Consider the following 19238-nt stretch of genomic DNA (forward strand, 5'->3'; position numbering starts at 1 on the left):
TGATACGAAGTGAATGACCGAAAGGAGATACCTATGGGAAAGCCAACCGGATTTTTAGAATATGAACGCGTGGAAGCGAAAGCAGTTTCACCGAAAGAACGAATCAAAAATTTTAATGAATTTCATACCCCTTTATCAGAGGCAGAACAGAGAAAACAGAGCGCACGCTGCATGGACTGCGGCGTTCCGTTCTGCCAGTCAGGCATGACAATTAAAGGCATGACATCAGGCTGTCCGTTAAACAACCTGATTCCTGAATGGAATGATCTTGTATACACAGGAAACTGGGAGCAGGCGTACAACCGCCTGCACAAGACCAGCAATTTCCCTGAATTTACAAGCCGTGTCTGCCCGGCGCTTTGTGAGAAAGCCTGCACCTGTGGTTTAAACGGAGATGCAGTCTGCACAAAGGAAAATGAAATGGCGATTATCGAACATGCTTATGCAAACGGCCTTGCAGGTCCAAAGCCGCCAAAGGTAAGAACCGGCAAGAAAATTGCAGTTGTCGGTTCAGGTCCTTCGGGACTTGCCGTTGCAGACCAGTTAAATTCAAGAGGGCATTCCGTAACGGTTTATGAACGTGCAGACAGAGTCGGCGGATTACTGCGTTACGGTATTCCGAACATGAAGCTGGAAAAACATATCATTGACAGAAAAATCAATGTGATGAAAGCGGAAGGTATTGAATTTGTAACCGATGCCAATATCGGTGTCAATATTAAGGCACAGAAGTTACAGGAAGAATACGATGCAGTCGTACTTTGCTGTGGTGCTTCTAATCCGAGAGATATCAATGCACCGGGCAGAGATGCAAACGGAATCTATTTTGCGGTAGATTTCCTGACATCAACCACAAAGAGCCTGTTAGATTCCGGTTTACAGGACGGCAAATACATTTCTGCAAAGAATAAAAATGTCATTGTTATCGGCGGCGGTGATACCGGTAATGACTGTGTGGGAACGTGTATCCGTCACGGCTGTAAATCTATTACACAGCTTGAAATGATGCCAAAGGCACCGGATACAAGAGCGGAGAGCAATCCTTGGCCACAGTGGCCGTTAGTCTGCAAGACAGATTACGGTCAGGAAGAAGCGATTGCCGTATTCGGACATGACCCTCGAATCTATACAACAACCGTTAAAGAGTTCAAAAAAGATAAGAAAGGCAATCTTGAAAAGGTTGTAACCGTGAAGCTGGAGTCTAAGAAGGACGAAAAGACCGGCAGAAGAATGATGGTTCCGGTAGAGGGAACAGAACAGGAACTGCCTTGCGAACTCGTACTGATTGCGGCAGGTTTCTTAGGCACACAGAAGTATATCGCAGACGCATTTGGCGTGGAATTAAACGAAAGAACCAATGTAAAGACTGCGGCAGATAAATTTGCAACAAATGTGGCAGGCGTATTTACAGCAGGCGATATGCACACAGGACAGTCCCTTGTTGTAAAGGCAATCCGTCAGGGCCGCGACTGTGCAAGAGAAGTGGATGCGTATTTAATGGGATATACGAATCTGTAATTTGAAAATCTTATGATGTCAGGGTGATTGTGGGAGTGCGTGGCATAAAACATTCCGCTGACATTATAGGTGTATAAATGTGTTGTGAAAGCAGGCTTGACGACCGGGAGGTTGTCGGGTCTGCTTATGTTTTATATGAAAAAGCGACAAAAGCAACGGAAACCAATCAAAACCAACGAAAAAACACCTACAAAAACTAACAGCCAAAGAGGAAGAAAAATATTATAATATATTGCATAAATATTTTTAAATATTAAAGTTTATATGTGAAAATATTTATAATATAAACTAGGGGGGGGATGCAATATGTTTGTGGTATTTTTGTAACAGAAGATATACATATATGCAAAGGAGATTAAAATGAAAATTAGTTTAAAAAAGGTGATAGTAACGTGGGGAATTGTATTTGGAATTTTAAGTCAATGTGTTCCGGTAACAAGGATATATGCAGCACAAAATGCTTATGAAATTTGTGATAGTGTGCAGCAAAAGATAGATAAAGCTTTATCTATAAATGGAAACAATAAAGAATATATTGATGAAATTATTGAACGTTTTTATCAAGATATTCATACAGATGAAGAAGGGTTTAATGAATATTTGGATATGGCATTGGATTCAATTCTTGATATGGAAGATACAAAAAATGAGAAATATTTGATAGCTTTACGTGATTACATTGAAAAAAATCGTGAGCAACAAAATTCACAAGTTTTAAATGCTAATAGCAGAATTACGGGATATCCAGCAGCAGTAGGAGCATACAAACTAGGAATTGCGATTGTAAGAAATAGAGGGTGTAAATATACGGCTAATTATATGGAACATGCTTTGGAATTTTCAGGGAATAGTTCTCCTTCTACATATGTTCATCACAATGATGATTGGGCAAGAGAGCTGAGCTGTAATTTTTATTTAGGGTGTCAGATTGCAATGCAATTTGAGGAAGAAGTTATAGGGCAGGACAAGGCATATGGAGAAGTGCATGGTTCATTTGCGTTTACTTCTGATAATTCAAGTTTAGATGCATTTGCGGCATTGCATAATGTTGATTATTCTGTTATATTTACAAGAAAAGGTGATGGAACATATTCAGCATTATATAAATTGAGCGATGTATATGATTTTGACTGGTCGGGATATGATAATTTTGAAATAGGTTTTGCTAATAATTATTGTTATATGATGCAGGAAATGAATTGGATTAAGCCATTTCCAATAGATATATTTTATTCTGTATAATTTTTAAAATATTTTTATATAAAAGTATTAAAAGGAAAACGATGAAAAAACGTATAAGGATATTTTTTGGAATATTAATGATGATTATTATATTCAGCGGCTGTACCGGCAAAAAGCCGGCAGAACAGTATGTCAGTGAACAGTTAAACTGCAGTCTGCCTGCCGCAGAAAAAGCGGAAGCTTCCGACACGCACGGCGGATTTCACGGTGAAGGCGAATATGCGGCAACGATCCGGTTTGATGCAATGCATGGTGCAGAACTGGCGGAGCAGCTTCAAAATACAGACGGGTGGAAAGTACTTCCGTTGGAGGAAGAATTAGAACTGCTGATGTATGGCGGAAGCAGGGGCGGCAGCAGTTATGGGTATTATTTTGCGGATAAAGCAGGAATCCCGAAGATTGAGAACGGCTGTTATTATTTTATTGACCGACAGCAGGATACAGAAAGAACGGGCCTTTTATACCGCCGGTCATATAATTTTTCTCTAGCAATATATGATTTAGATGAGAATATACTGTATTATTGTGAGATAGATACATAACATGAATATATAAGATAAATACATAAGGTGTACTGTGCGGAAACAGGCACTACAGAACATTAAATGCAATGTTTTGTAGTGCTTTTTTTACAATTTGTGGTATACTGTTTTAAATAACGGCAGATAAGAAACCGCCTTGATGTTAGCGGTATTATGTAGCAGAACGGAGAATGATATGAATAAAGATTTTTTAGAAAGAGTAATAAGAAGACTTCGGCTGATGCTGCGGATTGCGTTCAGCCGGACGGCAATTATCGTAGTGGCACTGCTGTTACAGCTCTTTGTTTTCTTTGCCAGCTTTTACTGGTTAAAAGATTACAGTACGGTCGTTTATGCGGCATTTGTACTGCTGGGGGCGGTGACGGTTGTTCATATTTTAAATGAAGAAAATAATGCTTCCTTTAAAATAGCGTGGATTATTCCGGTGCTGGTTATCCCGGTATTTGGCACGGTATTATATATCTATATCAACCTCCAGCCGGGAACAAAAAGAATCCATAAGAAGCTCACAAAGATTGAAGATGAAATCCGTCCGTATCTTGCGCAGAATGAAGAAACGGTGCAGGAGTTACAGGAGCAGTCCGCGGGAGAAAAAGGCATTGCGGATTATCTGTATCATGCGGATAATTACCCGGTCTATGCAGGCTGTAAAATGAAATATTATCCAATCGGTGAAGCAAAATTTGCAGACATGATTGAACAGTTAAAGCGTGCCGAGCATTTCATTTTCATGGAGTATTTTATTGTGACAAAAAGCTATATGTGGAATACGATTCTGGAAATTTTAAAGGAAAAGGCGGCGCAGGGTGTGGAAGTCCGCATGATGTATGACGGCATGTGCAGTCTGGCACTGCTTCCGTATGGGTATTATAAAGATTTGGAAAAAATGGGAATCCAGAGTATTCCGTTCTCACAGATTCGACCGGTGCTGTCTACCTACCAGAATAACCGCGACCACCGTAAAATTCTCATTATTGACGGAAAAACAGTATTTACGGGCGGCATAAACCTTGCTGATGAGTACATTAACCGAATTGACCGTTTTGGCCACTGGAAGGATACAGCAGTTATGATTCAGGGGGAGGCAGTGAAAAGCTTTACGCTGCTCTTTTTGAAAATGTGGCATGTGGCAAAGGGAAAGGACAGTATCCCGCAAGAAGAAATCCGAAAATATACGGTTGAAGTATGGGAAAACACGCAGGCTGATGAGATGCGTACAGATATGGAAAGTATGCGGAACACCGATATGCAAAATACGCAGGATAAAAAGCTGCACGCGGGTGGCTATGTCATTCCATACGGGGATGACCCATATGGCGATGAGCGTATCGGAAAGCAGGTCTATATCGACATTTTAAACCGTGCGCGGAAATATGTGCATATTATGACACCGTATCTGATTCTGGATGATGAAATGATAACGGCACTGCGCTACTGTGCGAAGCGTGGTGTGGAAACGGTGATTATCATGCCGCATATTCCGGATAAAATCTATGCTTATCTGCTGGCGAGGACGTACTATAAGCAGCTGTTAAAATACGGTGTAAAGATTTATGAATATACGCCGGGCTTTGTACACGCCAAGGTATTTGTCAGTGATGATATCCGGGGCTGTGTCGGAACGATTAATCTGGATTTCAGAAGTCTGTATCTGCATTTTGAATGTGGGGCATATATGTACAGCAACGATGTATTACATGATGTGGAGCAGGATTTTAAAGAAACATTAAAGCAGTGCCAGGAGATTACAAAGGAGAGCTGCGATAAATATCCGAAAGGGAAAATGCTGGTTGGAAAAATGCTTCGTCTGATTGCGCCGCTGATGTAATTTGAGAAAAACAAAAATGTGAAAAGAATGTAAAATTCATGTAAAAAATTCACAAAAGAAATTGTGAAAAGCAGATAAAAAACCATGACATGCCGAAAAATGTCGAAAAACCGTACTTTAGGTTGTTTTTATCAAATCCATGTAGTATGATGTGGTAGAAAGTTAAAAATATTAGGTGGGTTTAGGAGGAGAACAATGATTACGGTATCTATTTTATTGGATTCAGTAGAAAAAATTCAGAGATTTGTAAGCATTATCAGCAAATATTCCTGTGATTTTGATATTGAATCGGGACACAGCTGTATTGATGCAAAGTCTTTGGTGGGGTTATTCAGTCTGGATATCAGTAAGCCGCTTCGTTTAACGATTAATGACGACGGTACTTTAATAGAAGATATTTTAAGAGATATTCAGGAGTTTATGGAGTATTAATCTATAAGTACAGAGTATTTTATAGGATTTCATATGAGGTTCATGCAGGGCAGAAGATGCCTGCATGAACCTTTTTTGTTTGATTCATGAAAGTTCATGGCACAGGAGATGTTTTCGGCGGCAGCCTTGTATGATGGGATAAAAAGAGTACAAAGGCAGGAGCAAAAAAAATAAAAAAGCCTGTTACCATAAAAGTAACAGGCTCACCCAAACAGTAGTGCAGTCGGCGGGACTTGAACCCGCACGAGCGCAATGCTCACTAGATCCTTAGTCTAGCGCGTATGCCAATTCCGCCACGACTGCAAGACAATCTATAAGAAACTTATAGACAATGCGGAAGAAGGGACTTGAACCCTCACGGCGAAAACCGCCACTAGAACCTGAATCTAGCTCGTCTGCCAATTCCGACACTTCCGCATACATTTAATTGTTGTGCTGTTTTAATAACTCGCCAACAGCAATATTTATTCTATACTATAATTGTAAATCTGTCAACACTTAAATTCAAAAAAATGTAAAAAAATTTAAAAAATTATCAATCCGCATCGATGGAAGACTTGACGTCAGAATCAAAACTGATTATGATGAAAAAAGAAAAGCGGTGATACCGGCAGCGGAAATCAAAAGTATGAAAAGCATGGAAAATATGGAAAGCGGGAAGACGGTTAAAAGATGTATAAGATATTAATTGTGGAAGATGATGAGGTTATTGCAAAGACATTAAAAGTACATTTGGAAAAATGGGGCTATGAAGCAGTCTGTGTGCAGGATTTTAATCATGTCATGGAGTGTTTTGTAAAGGAACAGCCCTCCATTGTGTTAATGGACATCGGACTGCCGTTTTTTAACGGATACCACTGGTGTACACAGATACGGAATATCTCGCAGGTGCCGGTGATTTTTCTGTCTTCGATGTCTGACAATATGAATATTGTCATGGCGATGAATATGGGCGGTGATGATTTTATTACAAAGCCTTATGATTTAAATGTCGTCACAGCAAAGATTCAGGCGGTTCTGCGGCGCACCTATTCGTATTCGGAGCATCCTGGAAATTTGTGTGAGTACCGGGGCGGCATTTTAAATGTGAATGACCAGACCTTTACTTATGAAGGAAAGAAAGCGGAACTGACGAAAAATGAATTCCGTATTTTACAGATTTTAATGGAAAATACGGGGAAGGTCGTATCCCGCGATAAGATTATGGAAAAGCTCTGGGAAGATGAAAGTTTTATTGATGATAACACGCTGACGGTTAATGTCACGCGGCTTCGGAAGAAATTAGAGGAAACAGGCATACAGGATTATATTAAAACGAAAAAAGGTGCGGGGTATCTGATTGAATGAAATATTTGGGAATATATATCAAAGACCGGAAAATGTATTTTTTTCTCACTGCATTTATCTGTGGCGTGACCGCAGTGATTAATTACTTATATTCAGCACCGCTGCAGGCAGGTCTTTATGCATTTAAAATCAGTCTGACAGTGCTTGTGATTGTATGTGCCGCCGATTATGTGCATTTTTATAAAAAACATGAAAATCTTCAAAGACACTGTCACTTAAAGGAAGTGCATGCGCTGGAAGAAGATGCGGCACATACAGCCATTGAGCGGGATTATCAGCAGCTGGTTTTAAAACTGATACAGGAAAAAGCGCAGCTGGCAGAACACATGCAGAAGAAACAGACCGATATGATGGATTATTATGCCATCTGGGCGCATCAGATTAAGACACCGATTGCGGCTGTGGATCTGTTGTTACAGGTGATGGAAGAAAATCCGCAGGAAGTGGCGGAACAGGATATTAAAGAGTTAAAATCCGAACTGTTTAAGATTGATTTTTATGTTGAAGCAGTGATGAATTACCTGCGGCTGGAAGATTTGTCTTCGGATTTCCGGTTTGAAACAACTGCGGTGGAAACCGTTGTAAAAAAGGCAGTGAAGCGTTTTGCGGGACAGTTTATTCACCGTCAGATTACCCTGGCAATGGAAAGCACAGTGAGATTGAAACGGATGAAAAATGGCTGTTATTTATTCTGGAACAGCTGCTGTCTAACGCAGTAAAATATACGCAAAAGGGCGGAACGGTAAAAATCTACGAAAAAGAAACACTGTTAAAATCCGATACGGTGCTTGTTATTGAAGATAACGGCATTGGGATTCAAAGTGAGGACCTGCCGCGTATTATGGAACGCGGATATACCGGTTACAATGGGCGCGGCGCAAGCAAATCATCGGGAATCGGACTGTATCTGTGTAAAAAGGCGGCAGACCAGCTTGGAATTGATATTGAGGTGGAATCAGAACCGTATCACGGAACAAAGGTACTGCTGACGATACGCCAGCACCATACCCGGCACGAATAGAAAGAATTCTTACAAAAGTGTAAGGTTAGGAAGATGAAATGTAAGTTTAAGTTATGGAACTGCATTTCATCTTTTTATATACTGTGAATGTAAGATAACAAAAGCACAGCGGTGCTGGAATGGAGGAAATATGTCATTACTGGAAGTAAGAAATGTAAAAAAAGTATATACAACAAGGCTGGGTGCAAATCAGGTGCAGGCATTAAGCAATGTCAATTTCAGTGTAGAGGACGGAGAATACGTAGCGATTATGGGTGAGTCCGGTTCGGGAAAGACAACGCTGCTTAATATCCTTGCGGCACTGGACCGTCCGACAGCCGGAGAGATTCTTTTAAACGGGAAAAATACCGTAGAAATTAAAAATAAGGAGTTATCGGCGTTTCGCAGGACTAATCTGGGATTTGTTTTTCAGGATTTTAACCTGTTAGATACATTTTCATTAAAAGACAATATCTTTCTGCCGCTGGTGCTTTCAGGAGAACAGTACCCGCAAATGATGCAGAAATTAGAACCGATTGCAAAGAAGCTTGAAATCACGCATTTGCTGGAAAAGTATCCGTATGAAGTATCCGGCGGACAAAAGCAGCGTGCGGCAGTCGCAAGAGCGCTGATTACACAGCCGCAGCTGATCTTAGCCGATGAACCGACAGGAGCGCTGGACTCCCGCTCGACAGACCAGCTGCTGGATTTATTTCAGAGTATTAACGAAGACGGTCAGACCATTGTAATGGTAACGCATTCAACCAAAGCGGCAAGCCGTGCAAAGCGTGTGCTGTTTATTAAAGACGGAGAAGTGTTCCATCAGATTTACAAGGCGAATATGAGTGATGAGGAAATGTACGCAAAGATTTCTGCGGCACTCACGGTCCTTGCAACGGGAGGTGAGCAGGGTGAATAGTCTGTTTTACGCCAAAATGGCAGTGTCCAACATCAGAAAGAACAAAAAAATATTCTTTCCTTATATAATAATGGGAATTTTTTCGGTGATGATGTACTACATGATGGTTTCGCTGATGAATAACGATGGTATCAGGAAAATGCCATATTCGGACAATATTCTGGCACTGCTTCCAATTGGATTGTGGGTTGCAAGGATATTTATCGTTGTATTTCTGTTTTATATTAACAGCTTTCTGATGAAACAGCGGTTAAAAGAAATCGGACTTTACAATATTCTCGGCATGGAAAAACGCCATATTGCAGTCATGATGTTTTTTGAAAATGTTTTTGTTTTTATCACGGTCTTTGTATCGGGCATGATTCTGGGGATGGTGTTTTCCAAACTGATGTTCCTGATATTGATGAAAATGATTGCGGTAAGCAGTGTGCCGAAATTCCAAATGGAAATGACATCGGTGTTTATGACGGGCGGTTATTTTCTGGCAATCTATTTTGTAACATTTTTATACAACCTGTGTAAAATTCATCTGTCGAATCCGGTTGAGCTGCTGCACGGCACGGAAGCCGGGGAAAAAGAACCGAAGACAAAAATTCTGATGACATTGATAGGACTTTGCTGTATCGGTTTCGGGTATTACTTTGCATTAACCACAAAGTCACCGATGGCGGCGATGAATACATTTTTTATTGCAGTCATACTGGTTGTGATTGGTACGTATGCGCTGTTTACGGCAGGCAGTATTGCACTGTTAAAGCTTATGCGCAAAAATAAGCATTTTTATTACCGGACGGGACATTTTTTCAGTATATCCGGCATGATTTACAGAATGAAGCAGAATGCGGCAGGGCTTGCCAACATCTGTATATTGTCAACAATGGTGTTAATCAGCATTTCAACAACCGTATCACTGTATGCGGGAATTCAGACAACAATTGCGGCCAGAAGTCCGAAAGAAATTGATGTGACCGCAAATCTATCAGACTATGAGGATACAGCGGCGGTTGATGAAGAAATTGCGAAGATCAACGAAGCGCATCAGGTTACGGTGAAGGATTATACGGCGGTTCATTCAATGGGAATGATAACGGCTTACGGCGGAGATGGAAAGTATACGCTTGCAGACGGCAAAGGACTGGTAATTGCAGATGAAAAGCAGGGCGTATATATGGAAGTCATTTCGTTAGATGAATATAACACGGTCTGCCATACAGGAGAAACCTTAAAAGACGGAGAAGTTTTACTGTATACGCAAAATAAGGAGTTAAAAGGACAGACATCCATGCAGATGCAGATAGGCACAGCGGTGAATGACTATCAGATTGCATCTTATCTTCCGGAACCGGAACAGGATTTTGGACTGCAGGCTTACAGCGGCGCAGTGAAATGCCTGCTGGTGGTTGTTCCGGGAAAAGAGGACGTGCAAAAGTGGCGGCAGCAGGCACTGGAAGCAGGAAATATGCAGAACCTGCAGTACTGTGTACAGTATAATACCAATCTTTCAAAACAGGAAAGTCAGAAACTGACAGAAGATTTATACCGGATCGATATAGAGAGTGCCTATGTAGAAGCAGAAAACAGCTATGAGATGGCAGAACAGCTGTATCAGATATACGGCGGGCTGCTGTTTGTTGGACTGTTTATTGGAATTTTGTTCTTAATGGCAACGGCGCTGATTATCTATTATAAGCAGATTTCTGAAGGGTATCAGGATAAAAAACGGTTTGAAATTATGCAGAATGTCGGCATGAGCCTGACAGAGGTTAAAAAGACTATCCGCAGTCAGGTATTGATGGTATTTTTTCTGCCGCTTGTGGCAGCAGGGATTCATATTGCCGTATCCTTCAGGATTATCCAGATGATGGTGCGGATGCTGGCGATGGGTGAAACAAAGCTGTTTGGCATGTGTACTTTGATTACGCTTGGCATATTCTGCGTGATATACGGACTGGTATATGCATTTACCGCAAAATCGTACTATAATATTGTCAGGGTAAAGGCATAAAATATGCAAAAAAAATAAAAAAATGAAAAAAACAGTTGACATGAATCAGTGTCAATGGTATTATGTATAGGCGCTGTTGATTACGGCGCTACATAATACGCAGTCGTGGCGGAATTGGCATACGCGCTAGACTAAGGATCTAGTGAGCATTGCGCTCGTGCGGGTTCAAGTCCCGCCGACTGCACTTTGGGTGGCTTGTATCGGATTGACGGTACAAGCCTTTTTTGTGTAATAGGAAATTCTGATAGAATTCCCTATTGCACAAAAGGCACTACGTGCCGGTGATGCGCACTCGCGCGAAGATGTAGTTTGTCGCAAACGACCGCGCTCGGCGCGAGAATGTGCTTTGCACATTCATTTCGATTTATACAGCTATTTGTGCCGTAGACGCTGCAAATAGATTCGGAAGCATTTACGGAAAAGAGGAGAGTTATGAAGACAGTATTGACGATAGCGGGGAGCGACTGCAGCGGCGGCGCGGGGATTCAGGCAGATTTAAAGACGATTGCGGCGCATAAGCTTTACGGCATGAGTGCCATTACGTCCCTGACGGCACAGAATACGACCGGTGTATACGGCATTTACGATGTATCACCGGAATTTTTAAAGAACCAGTTAGACTGCATTTTTACGGATATATTCCCCGATGCGGTAAAAATCGGCATGGTATCCAACAGCGGGCTGATTCAGGTAATAGCAGACACCTTAAAGCAATACCGGCCGGGCAGAGTCGTATTAGACCCGGTTATGGTGTCTACCAGCGGAAGCCGGCTGATTGCACCGGAAGCGCAGGAAACACTTGTGACACAGCTTATGCCGCTTGCGAGCGTAATTACACCGAATATTCCGGAGGCGGAAGTGCTTTGCGGTAGAAAAATTGAAAATGCACAGGATATGGAAGCGGCGGCAAAGGCGATTTATGATAAAATCGGAACGGATACGGCGGTGCTTGTAAAAGGCGGACATGAGCGCAATACTGCCAACGACTGCCTTTATACAAAGGAAGGGACGTTCTGGTTTGAAGGAAAGCGTGTGGAAAATGACAATACCCATGGCACAGGCTGTACGCTGTCTTCGGCAATCGCATGTAATCTGGCAATGGGACACACCATGCAGGAGAGCGTGGAAAATGCAAAACGTTACATTACAGGTGCATTGCAGGCGGGCTTAAACCTCGGAAAGGGCAGTGGACCGCTGGAGCATACATACTGGCTGGAAATTCAGGGCGAAAAATAAGGGGAATTAGCGGATAACAGATAAAATATAAAAGACAAAACCACAGGAACGGTGCGTGCTAAACACAGCCGTTTCTGTGGTTTTTTGTTTGTAGACAGAGCGGATTGGAAAATGCTGTTTTTGGAAAAATTTGTGGCAGAGGTGCAGATATATAGAAAACTATTATTATAGTTTTTTTTTATATATAATGGGCGTGGGAATTGGTTGAAATTTCCAATTTCATAATATTACTAAAAGTATAAATATTAAGTTACAGGAGGAAAAGTATTAATGAGTGTACAAATACATTTATGGAACAGCAAGGTGGCTGTGTGACAACAGTGCAACATCAACCACAGAACTGGAACATGGAAGCATGGTGCTTTCAGAACTGGGAGTACCTACATATTATAATGTACCACAGTGGTCAGCCAATGCAGTATATTGTGACGGGATAGGAAAACATAATGAGTTTAACAGAGAGTATTCCAATATCTGTTTTTCAAATGGAGAAAGAATGGAAGACCCTGAAGATAACAGTCATATACATCCTGCATTTGAAGGAGAATTAAATACGACAGAAAAAAGTGACGGAAGAATAACCACATATGGACTGGCATTATATGCCCCAGCCTGTGAATCGAGTATCTGGCATACGAATAAATATACGACAGGAGAGCCGTCAGGAGTACCGGCAGATGATGTAACGAATTATCCGAATGATAATGGGCATCCATATGGAAACAATGTAGTAGAGAAGATATATGAAATCAGGGGCATTATATAAATAATTGAAAAAATATATTGACAAGTGGTATTATATGAAGTATAGTAAATACATCAATAATATTTATAAGCACCGATGTATATTAATAAATGTTATTGAACGATGAATAAACTGCGAAAGAAAGGGGCGGTGCGATTGCCAAAAAGCACAAGTAAATTAAAACAATACTTTCCAATGATTCGCGAGCGGGAGGACATCAAGCAGGAAATCCGTGAGAATCCGAAGCTATTAGAAAAATATCGGGAATGGGACGAAGAACAGCAGGAAGAATTTTTAGATTACTGCACGGGAGTAAAAGGTGTCAAAATTTTATACGATGCGTTCTTTAAAGAAATTATGAATCCTGAAAACACACCGGAGCGGCTCAACGAATTACTATCCCTTTTATTAGGGCAGAGCGTTACGATAAAAAGAGTGCTTCCGGGAGATTCTACAAGGCTTGCCGATGAACAGTCGCTTTTGATTATGGACATCTTAGTAGAACTTGCCGATACCAGTCTTGCCAATGTCGAAGTCCAGAAAATCGGGTACAGATTTCCGGGACAGAGAAGTGCCTGTTATTCTTCGGATTTACTGCTCAGACAGTATAAAAGGGTCAAAGGCGAAAAGAAAAAAGCCTTCAGTTATAAGGATATAAAATCCGTCTATACGATCGTATTCTTTGAAACAAGTATCAAAGAATTTCACGAATATCCCCAAAACTATATTCACAAATTCAAACAGCAGTCAGATACAGGATTAGAGCTTGAATTACTGCAAAAATATGTGTTTATTCCGCTTGACATTTTTCGTACAATCTACCACAATAATGTTAAGAGTAACGGGAAGAACGGTGGTGGAAACTGCTGGAATAGGACAGAGGCATGGCTGACATTTTTAAGTACAGATGAACCGGAGATTATCATTGAATTAATCAGACAGTACCCGGAGTTTAAAGAGATGTACGAAGAAATCTATGTCATGTGTCAGAATGTGGAAAAGGTGATGGAAATGTTTTCAAAGGAATTGATTCAACTGGATAGAAACACGGTGCAGTACATGATAGATGAAATGCAGGATACCATTGATGTTCAGAAAGAAACCATTGACACACAAAAGGAGAAACTGGAAGAACAGAAAACAACCATTAATACTCAAAAGGAAGAACTAGAGGCTAAACAGAATACCATTGACACACAAAAAGATGAAATTGAAACAATGAAGCAGCAATTACAGTCAGTCATGGCACAGATTGAACAGTTAAAGAAACAGTAAAGACTCCGCAAAACTTTAACAGAGCAGAACAAAGGCACAGTTGTTGTAAAAACAGCATCATTCTTGACAATTCCCTCAAAAAATATCACAATATATGGTAAAATGCGTTAGAAATTAATACAGATTATAAGGTGAAAAGGGAGAAAAGATAAGAATGGATAGTTTTATTTACAGTATTAATGCAACAGTGCCGATTTTTTTGGTAATGATTGTCGGCTGGGTGATAAAACAGCTTGGTGTGATTGATGAACATTTTGTCAGTAAGGCGAATAAATATGTGTTTCATGTAGCGCTGCCGGTGCTGTTATTCCAGCAGATTTCAAGTGCGGACATGACATCGCAGTTTGATATCCGGTTTGTGCTGTACTGTATGCTTGCAACAACAGCATTTTTCGTAATTACATGGGTGGTGACGGAATTGTTGATGAAGGACGATACGCAGAAGGGAAGCTTTGTGCAGTGCGCCTGCCGGAGCAGTGCAGCAATTCTTGGCATGGCATTTATTCAGAATATGTACTCATCAACCGGCATGGCACCGTTGATGATTGTATCAGCCGTTCCGTTATTTAATATTTATTCGGTCATTATTCTGACATTAAAAGCACACCCGGAGGTAAAAACAGGCAGTGCGGTCAAGAAAGAGCCACACAGTGCGGTAATTAAGAGAGCCTTTATCAATGTCTTAAAAAATCCGATTATTATAGGAATCGTACTGGGACTGCCGTTTTCATTACTGCATGTGCAGTTCCCGGTGATTATTAATAAGACGCTGACAAGTATCGCGCAGACGGCGACACCGATAGCGCTGATTGTAATCGGTGCGGGTTTTGAGGGCAGAAAGGCAATTAAAAAGATTAAGCCGACCGTAATTGCAACCTTTATTAAGTTAATCGGTATTGCGGCAGTCTGCCTGCCGATAGCTGTTGCCATGGGATACCGCAATCAGGAGCTGGTGGCAATTCTTATTATGGTGGCATCACCGACAACCGTGAGCTGCTATATTATGTCGGAAAATATGGACAATGACGGTGTGTTAGCATCCAGTATCATTGTACTTACGACGTTATTATCCTCTATTACGCTGACCGGCTGGATTTACCTGTTACGCAGTATGGGGCTTATCTGATATAAAACAGTTGAAATGAAAACAAGGCTATGATATAATAAACGTTAGTTTATAAACAAAAGGAGGTATTGTCGTGAAGCATATTAAGACAATCAGCAACCGCGTATTGAAAGATACAATGAAGCACGGCGGATGCGGCGAATGCCAGACATCATGTCAGTCAGCCTGCAAGACTTCTTGCACAGTAGGTAATCAGAGCTGCGAGAACAAGAATAACTAATGTAATTGATAAGAGAGTGTTAAGGTTTTATCAACACTCTCTTTCTTTCGCAATAGGATTATTGTGCAGACAGCAATTAAGAAAAGAAATGGAAAATTAGAAATGGTACATCAGTATAAAAATAATGGTTATAACATCGTGCTGGATGTCAACAGTGGTTCAGTACATGTTGTAGATGATATGGTTTATGATATCATCGCACTTTATGAGAAGATGCCGCTTGATACAATTGTTGAGGAACTTGAAAACAAGTACCCGGAAAATGATATCAGAGAGGCTTATTCTGAAATAGAACAGTTAAAAGAAGCAGGACAGTTATTTACAGAAGATATTTATGAAAATTATATCGATGCATTTAAAGACAGACCGACGGTTGTAAAGGCACTCTGTCTGCATATTGCGCATGACTGTAATCTTGCCTGCCGCTACTGTTTTGCAGAAGAAGGTGAATATCACGGCCGCAGAGCGTTAATGAGCTTTGAAGTCGGTAAAAAAGCGCTTGACTTTTTAGTTGCCAATTCCGGTTCCAGAAAGAATCTGGAAGTCGATTTCTTCGGTGGAGAACCGACAATGAACTGGGAAGTTGTAAAACAGCTTGTTGAATACGGAAGAAGTATTGAAGAAGCGAACAACAAAAAGTTCCGTTTTACGCTTACAACCAATGGAATCCTGTTAAATGACGAGATTCTTGAATTTGCAAATAAAGAAATGTCCAACATCGTATTAAGTATCGATGGACGAAAAGAAATCAATGACCTGATGCGTCCGACAAGAAACGGACACGGAAGTTCTTATGATATTATCATGCCGAAGTTTAAGAAAGTTGCAGAGAGCAGAAACCAGATGAATTATTATGTAAGAGGCACCTTTACGCATAACAATCTGGATTTTTCAAAAGATGTTCTGCATCTGGCAGATGAAGGATTTGAACAGATTTCCGTAGAACCTGTTGTTGCACAGCCGACAGATTCATATGCAATCAGGGAGGAAGATATTCCTTATCTTTGTGAGCAGTATGACATGCTTGCAAAAGAACTGGTTAAGAGAAAGAAAGCCGGCAACGGTTTTAATTTCTTCCATTTTATGATTGATTTAAACGGCGGTCCATGTGTGGCAAAGAGATTATCCGGCTGTGGTTCGGGCTGTGAGTATCTTGCAGTGACCCCGTGGGGAGATTTTTATCCATGTCATCAGTTCGTTGGAAATGAAAAGTTCCTGATGGGAAATGTTGATGAAGGAATCACAAGAACAGATATCCGTGAAGAATTCAAAAACAGCAATGTTTATTCTAAGGAAAAATGTAAAAAATGCTTTGCAAAGTTTTACTGCAGCGGCGGCTGTGCGGCCAATTCATACAATTTCCACGGCAATATCAACGATGCTTATGATATAGGTTGTGAATTGCAGAGAAAAAGAATTGAATGTGCGATTATGATAAAAGCAGCACTGGCAGAGGATTAAACGGACCAAAATGAACAATGTGGAGAAGGAGTAACCGCAAAAATGAAGTATAACATGACAAAAAAAGTCTGCTACTCCATCATCATTGCAGCCATGGCAATCGGATTTACACTCATTGCTATCTTTGGTATTGATGAAAATGGTTCAGGTAGTGCAAAAGACATCAATCTGGGTCTGGACTTAGCAGGCGGCGTAAGTATTACTTACGAAATTCAGGAAGACAATCCTACATCACAGGATGTCGATGATACGATTTACAAGCTGCAAAAGCGTGTAGAGGGTAAGAGTACAGAATCACAGGTATATAAAGCCGGTGATAACCGTATTACAGTTGAAATTCCGGGTGTTACGGATGCCAACGAAATTTTACAGGAACTCGGTACACCGGGTTCATTGGAATTCCTTGATTCAGACGGCTATACAGCATGGGCAAACGGCGAAGAATACACACCGCTGCTTACCGGTTCTGATGTGAAGGGCGCCCAGGCATACACAGATACCTCATCAAACTCATCAAGTTCATTTGGGGTACAGCTTACATTTACAGATGAGGGTTCTACAAAATTTGCCGAAGCCACTAAGGCAAACTTAAATAAAATTATTTATATTGTATATGATGGTGAAGTAAAGAGTGCGCCGACTGTACAGTCAGAAATCACAGGCGGAACAGCATCCATTACCAATATGGAATCTTATGAATCAGCCGACACACTGGCAACTTTCGTAAGAATCGGTTCAATTCCGCTGACCTTACAGGAAGTAAGTTCTAACATCGTAGGTGCACAGTTAGGACATGATGCGATTACGACCAGCCTTTATGCAGCAATTCTCGGTCTGGTTTTATTATGTGTATTTATGATTGCAGTTTACCGTATTCCGGGTGTTGTCGCAACGATTGCATTATGGATTTACACAGCAGGTGTATTAATTTTAGTAAGCGTATACGATCTGACACTGACACTGCCGGGTATCGCAGGTATTATCCTCGGTATCGGTATGGCTGTTGATGCAAATGTCATTATTTATACACGAATCCGTGAAGAAATTGCAGCGGGCAGAGCCGTTGAAAGTGCCATTACAACCGGTTACAGCAAAGCGCTGTCAGCGATTGTCGACGGTAATGTGACAACACTGATTTCCGCAGCTGTTCTTTATATTTTCGGTTCAGGTCCGATTAAGGGCTTTGCAACGACACTGGCAGTCGGCATTGTAGCTTCAATGTTTACGGCACTTGTAATTACAAGAGTGATTATGAAGCTGCTTTATAACTTCGGATTTACCGATCCAAAGTGGTATGGCAAGACCGTACATAAAAAGACCTTTAACGTACTCGGTATCAGAAAATGGTGCTTTATAGGTTCAATCGTTGTCATCGTGGCAGGATTTATCGGTATGGGTGCATTTTCCGCAGCAGGTAAGAAGACTTTAAATTACAGCCTTGAATTTGTCGGCGGAACAACAACAACCTTTACATTTGATAAGGAATACACACAGGCAGAAATCGAAAATGACATGATTCCGATTATCAAAACAGCTGCAAATGTAACGGAAGTACAGCAGCAGAAGGTACAGAACAGTACAAAGGTATCCTTTAAGACAAAGGATTTAACATTAGACCAGCGTGAAGCAATGGAAAATGCAGTAACTGCAAAGTATCCGGTTCAGGATGGTACAATTGTAGAATCTGATACAATCAGTTCATCTGTCAGTGCAACGACGAAGCGTGATGCGTTTGTATCCGTCATTATTGCAACCGTTTGTATGCTGATTTACATCTGGTTCCGTTTCCGTGATATCCGCTTTGCGGCAGCCGCTGTTATTGCGCTCATTCACGATGTATTGATTGTGTTGACTTTCTATGCACTGGCAAGAGTATCTGTCGGAACAACGTTTATTGCATGTATGCTGACAATCGTCGGATATTCTATCAACGGTACAATCATTATCTTTGACAGAATCCGTGAGAAGTTAAAGAGTGCCAATGCAAAGACCGATATTACAGAACTTGTAAATTCTTCAATTACATATACATTTACAAGAAATGTCAATACGACACTGACAACACTCATTATGCTGGTATGCCTGTTAATCTTCGGCGTTGCATCTGTAAAAGAGTTTGCGGCACCATTGATTGTGGGTATTCTGGCAGGTGCTTATTCGTCAATCTGTATCACAAGTGCATTGTGGTATATCATGGGCGGAAAGAAGCGCGGTATTGTGAATGAACAGCCTGTAAAAGCAAAGACTTACGAAGACGGCGCGCAGGTTTAAGACACACTGAGCAGTAAAAGTAAATTTGAGAAATCTGACAGGGGATTCTAAATAAAGAGTCCCCTGTTTTT

The 19238-nt window shown here is 41.0% G+C and carries 17 protein-coding genes and 3 tRNA genes; 18 read left to right on the forward strand and 2 right to left on the reverse strand.

Annotation, left to right across the window (positions count from 1 at the left end; genetic code table 11):
- The first annotated feature begins 33 nt into the window (after positions 1 to 33).
- The 5 genes from WMO37_RS00575 (at position 34) to WMO37_RS00595 (ending at position 5562) form a co-directional block, all read left to right on the forward strand.
- Positions 34 to 1518 (forward strand): glutamate synthase subunit beta, encoded by a 1485-nt coding sequence (locus tag WMO37_RS00575; protein WP_022432816.1) that lies wholly within the window; start codon positions 34 to 36, stop codon positions 1516 to 1518.
- Between the two features lie 360 nt (positions 1519 to 1878).
- Positions 1879 to 2760, forward strand: a complete 882-nt coding sequence (locus WMO37_RS00580) for a hypothetical protein (RefSeq protein ID WP_349154000.1) — start codon at positions 1879 to 1881, stop codon at positions 2758 to 2760.
- Between the two features lie 77 nt (positions 2761 to 2837).
- On the forward strand, positions 2838 to 3302 hold the full coding sequence (locus WMO37_RS00585; protein WP_349154001.1) for a hypothetical protein: 465 nt from the start codon (positions 2838 to 2840) through the stop codon (positions 3300 to 3302).
- Positions 3303 to 3504: 202 nt separating this feature from the next.
- Positions 3505 to 5130 (forward strand): phospholipase D-like domain-containing protein, encoded by a 1626-nt coding sequence (locus WMO37_RS00590; protein ID WP_349154225.1) that lies wholly within the window; start codon positions 3505 to 3507, stop codon positions 5128 to 5130.
- Between the two features lie 195 nt (positions 5131 to 5325).
- Positions 5326 to 5562 carry an HPr family phosphocarrier protein gene (locus WMO37_RS00595; protein WP_022432813.1) on the forward strand — a complete coding sequence of 79 codons (237 nt, stop codon included), beginning with the start codon at positions 5326 to 5328 and terminating at the stop codon, positions 5560 to 5562.
- A gap of 218 nt (positions 5563 to 5780) precedes the next feature.
- On the opposite strand, the gene WMO37_RS00600 is transcribed toward WMO37_RS00595, so the two are convergent.
- Together WMO37_RS00600 and WMO37_RS00605 are read right to left on the reverse strand one after the other, a co-directional pair.
- Positions 5781 to 5865, reverse strand: a tRNA-Leu gene (locus WMO37_RS00600).
- Between the two features lie 29 nt (positions 5866 to 5894).
- Positions 5895 to 5979 (reverse strand) — tRNA-Leu (locus WMO37_RS00605).
- A gap of 255 nt (positions 5980 to 6234) precedes the next feature.
- Here WMO37_RS00605 and WMO37_RS00610 point away from each other — a divergent pair.
- The 13 genes from WMO37_RS00610 (at position 6235) to secD (ending at position 19167) form a co-directional block, all read left to right on the forward strand.
- Positions 6235 to 6909 (forward strand): response regulator transcription factor, encoded by a 675-nt coding sequence (locus WMO37_RS00610; RefSeq protein WP_022432812.1) that lies wholly within the window; start codon positions 6235 to 6237, stop codon positions 6907 to 6909.
- A 74-nt stretch (positions 6910 to 6983) separates the two neighbouring features.
- Positions 6984 to 7628 carry a sensor histidine kinase gene (locus WMO37_RS00615; RefSeq protein WP_349154002.1) on the forward strand — a complete coding sequence of 215 codons (645 nt, stop codon included), beginning with the start codon at positions 6984 to 6986 and terminating at the stop codon, positions 7626 to 7628.
- Positions 7613 to 7930 (forward strand): ATP-binding protein, encoded by a 318-nt coding sequence (locus tag WMO37_RS00620; protein ID WP_349154226.1) that lies wholly within the window; start codon positions 7613 to 7615, stop codon positions 7928 to 7930. Before WMO37_RS00615 ends, WMO37_RS00620 begins: the two co-directional genes overlap by 16 nt.
- A 130-nt stretch (positions 7931 to 8060) precedes the next feature.
- Complete coding sequence (locus WMO37_RS00625) at positions 8061 to 8828, forward strand: ABC transporter ATP-binding protein (protein WP_227089533.1); 768 nt, start codon at positions 8061 to 8063, stop codon at positions 8826 to 8828.
- Positions 8821 to 10833: an FtsX-like permease family protein gene (locus WMO37_RS00630; RefSeq protein ID WP_349154003.1), complete on the forward strand. Its 2013-nt coding sequence runs from the start codon at positions 8821 to 8823 to the stop codon at positions 10831 to 10833. The genes WMO37_RS00625 and WMO37_RS00630 overlap by 8 nt, the downstream gene beginning before the upstream one ends.
- Positions 10834 to 10932: 99 nt before the next feature.
- Positions 10933 to 11017: transfer RNA gene (locus tag WMO37_RS00635), tRNA-Leu, on the forward strand.
- Positions 11018 to 11265: 248 nt separating this feature from the next.
- Positions 11266 to 12069, forward strand: a complete 804-nt coding sequence (thiD, locus tag WMO37_RS00640; RefSeq protein ID WP_349154004.1) for a bifunctional hydroxymethylpyrimidine kinase/phosphomethylpyrimidine kinase — start codon at positions 11266 to 11268, stop codon at positions 12067 to 12069.
- 274 nt (positions 12070 to 12343) lie between these two features.
- Positions 12344 to 12835 carry a hypothetical protein gene (locus tag WMO37_RS00645; protein ID WP_349154005.1) on the forward strand — a complete coding sequence of 164 codons (492 nt, stop codon included), beginning with the start codon at positions 12344 to 12346 and terminating at the stop codon, positions 12833 to 12835.
- A 135-nt stretch (positions 12836 to 12970) separates the two neighbouring features.
- Complete coding sequence (locus WMO37_RS00650) at positions 12971 to 14089, forward strand: PD-(D/E)XK nuclease family transposase (RefSeq protein ID WP_349154006.1); 1119 nt, start codon at positions 12971 to 12973, stop codon at positions 14087 to 14089.
- Between the two features lie 154 nt (positions 14090 to 14243).
- Positions 14244 to 15215, forward strand: a complete 972-nt coding sequence (locus tag WMO37_RS00655; protein WP_022432806.1) for an AEC family transporter — start codon at positions 14244 to 14246, stop codon at positions 15213 to 15215.
- 73 nt (positions 15216 to 15288) lie between these two features.
- Positions 15289 to 15435 carry a six-cysteine ranthipeptide SCIFF gene (gene scfA / locus WMO37_RS00660; protein ID WP_012739622.1) on the forward strand — a complete coding sequence of 49 codons (147 nt, stop codon included), beginning with the start codon at positions 15289 to 15291 and terminating at the stop codon, positions 15433 to 15435.
- A 102-nt stretch (positions 15436 to 15537) separates the two neighbouring features.
- Positions 15538 to 16896 (forward strand): thioether cross-link-forming SCIFF peptide maturase, encoded by a 1359-nt coding sequence (gene scfB, locus WMO37_RS00665; protein WP_022432805.1) that lies wholly within the window; start codon positions 15538 to 15540, stop codon positions 16894 to 16896.
- Between the two features lie 42 nt (positions 16897 to 16938).
- Positions 16939 to 19167: a protein translocase subunit SecD gene (gene secD / locus WMO37_RS00670; protein ID WP_349154007.1), complete on the forward strand. Its 2229-nt coding sequence runs from the start codon at positions 16939 to 16941 to the stop codon at positions 19165 to 19167.
- Positions 19168 to 19238 lie beyond the last annotated feature (71 nt).

The organism is Lachnospira intestinalis (assembly GCF_040095895.1).
Taxonomy (GTDB): Bacteria; Bacillota; Clostridia; order Lachnospirales; family Lachnospiraceae; genus Lachnospira; species Lachnospira intestinalis.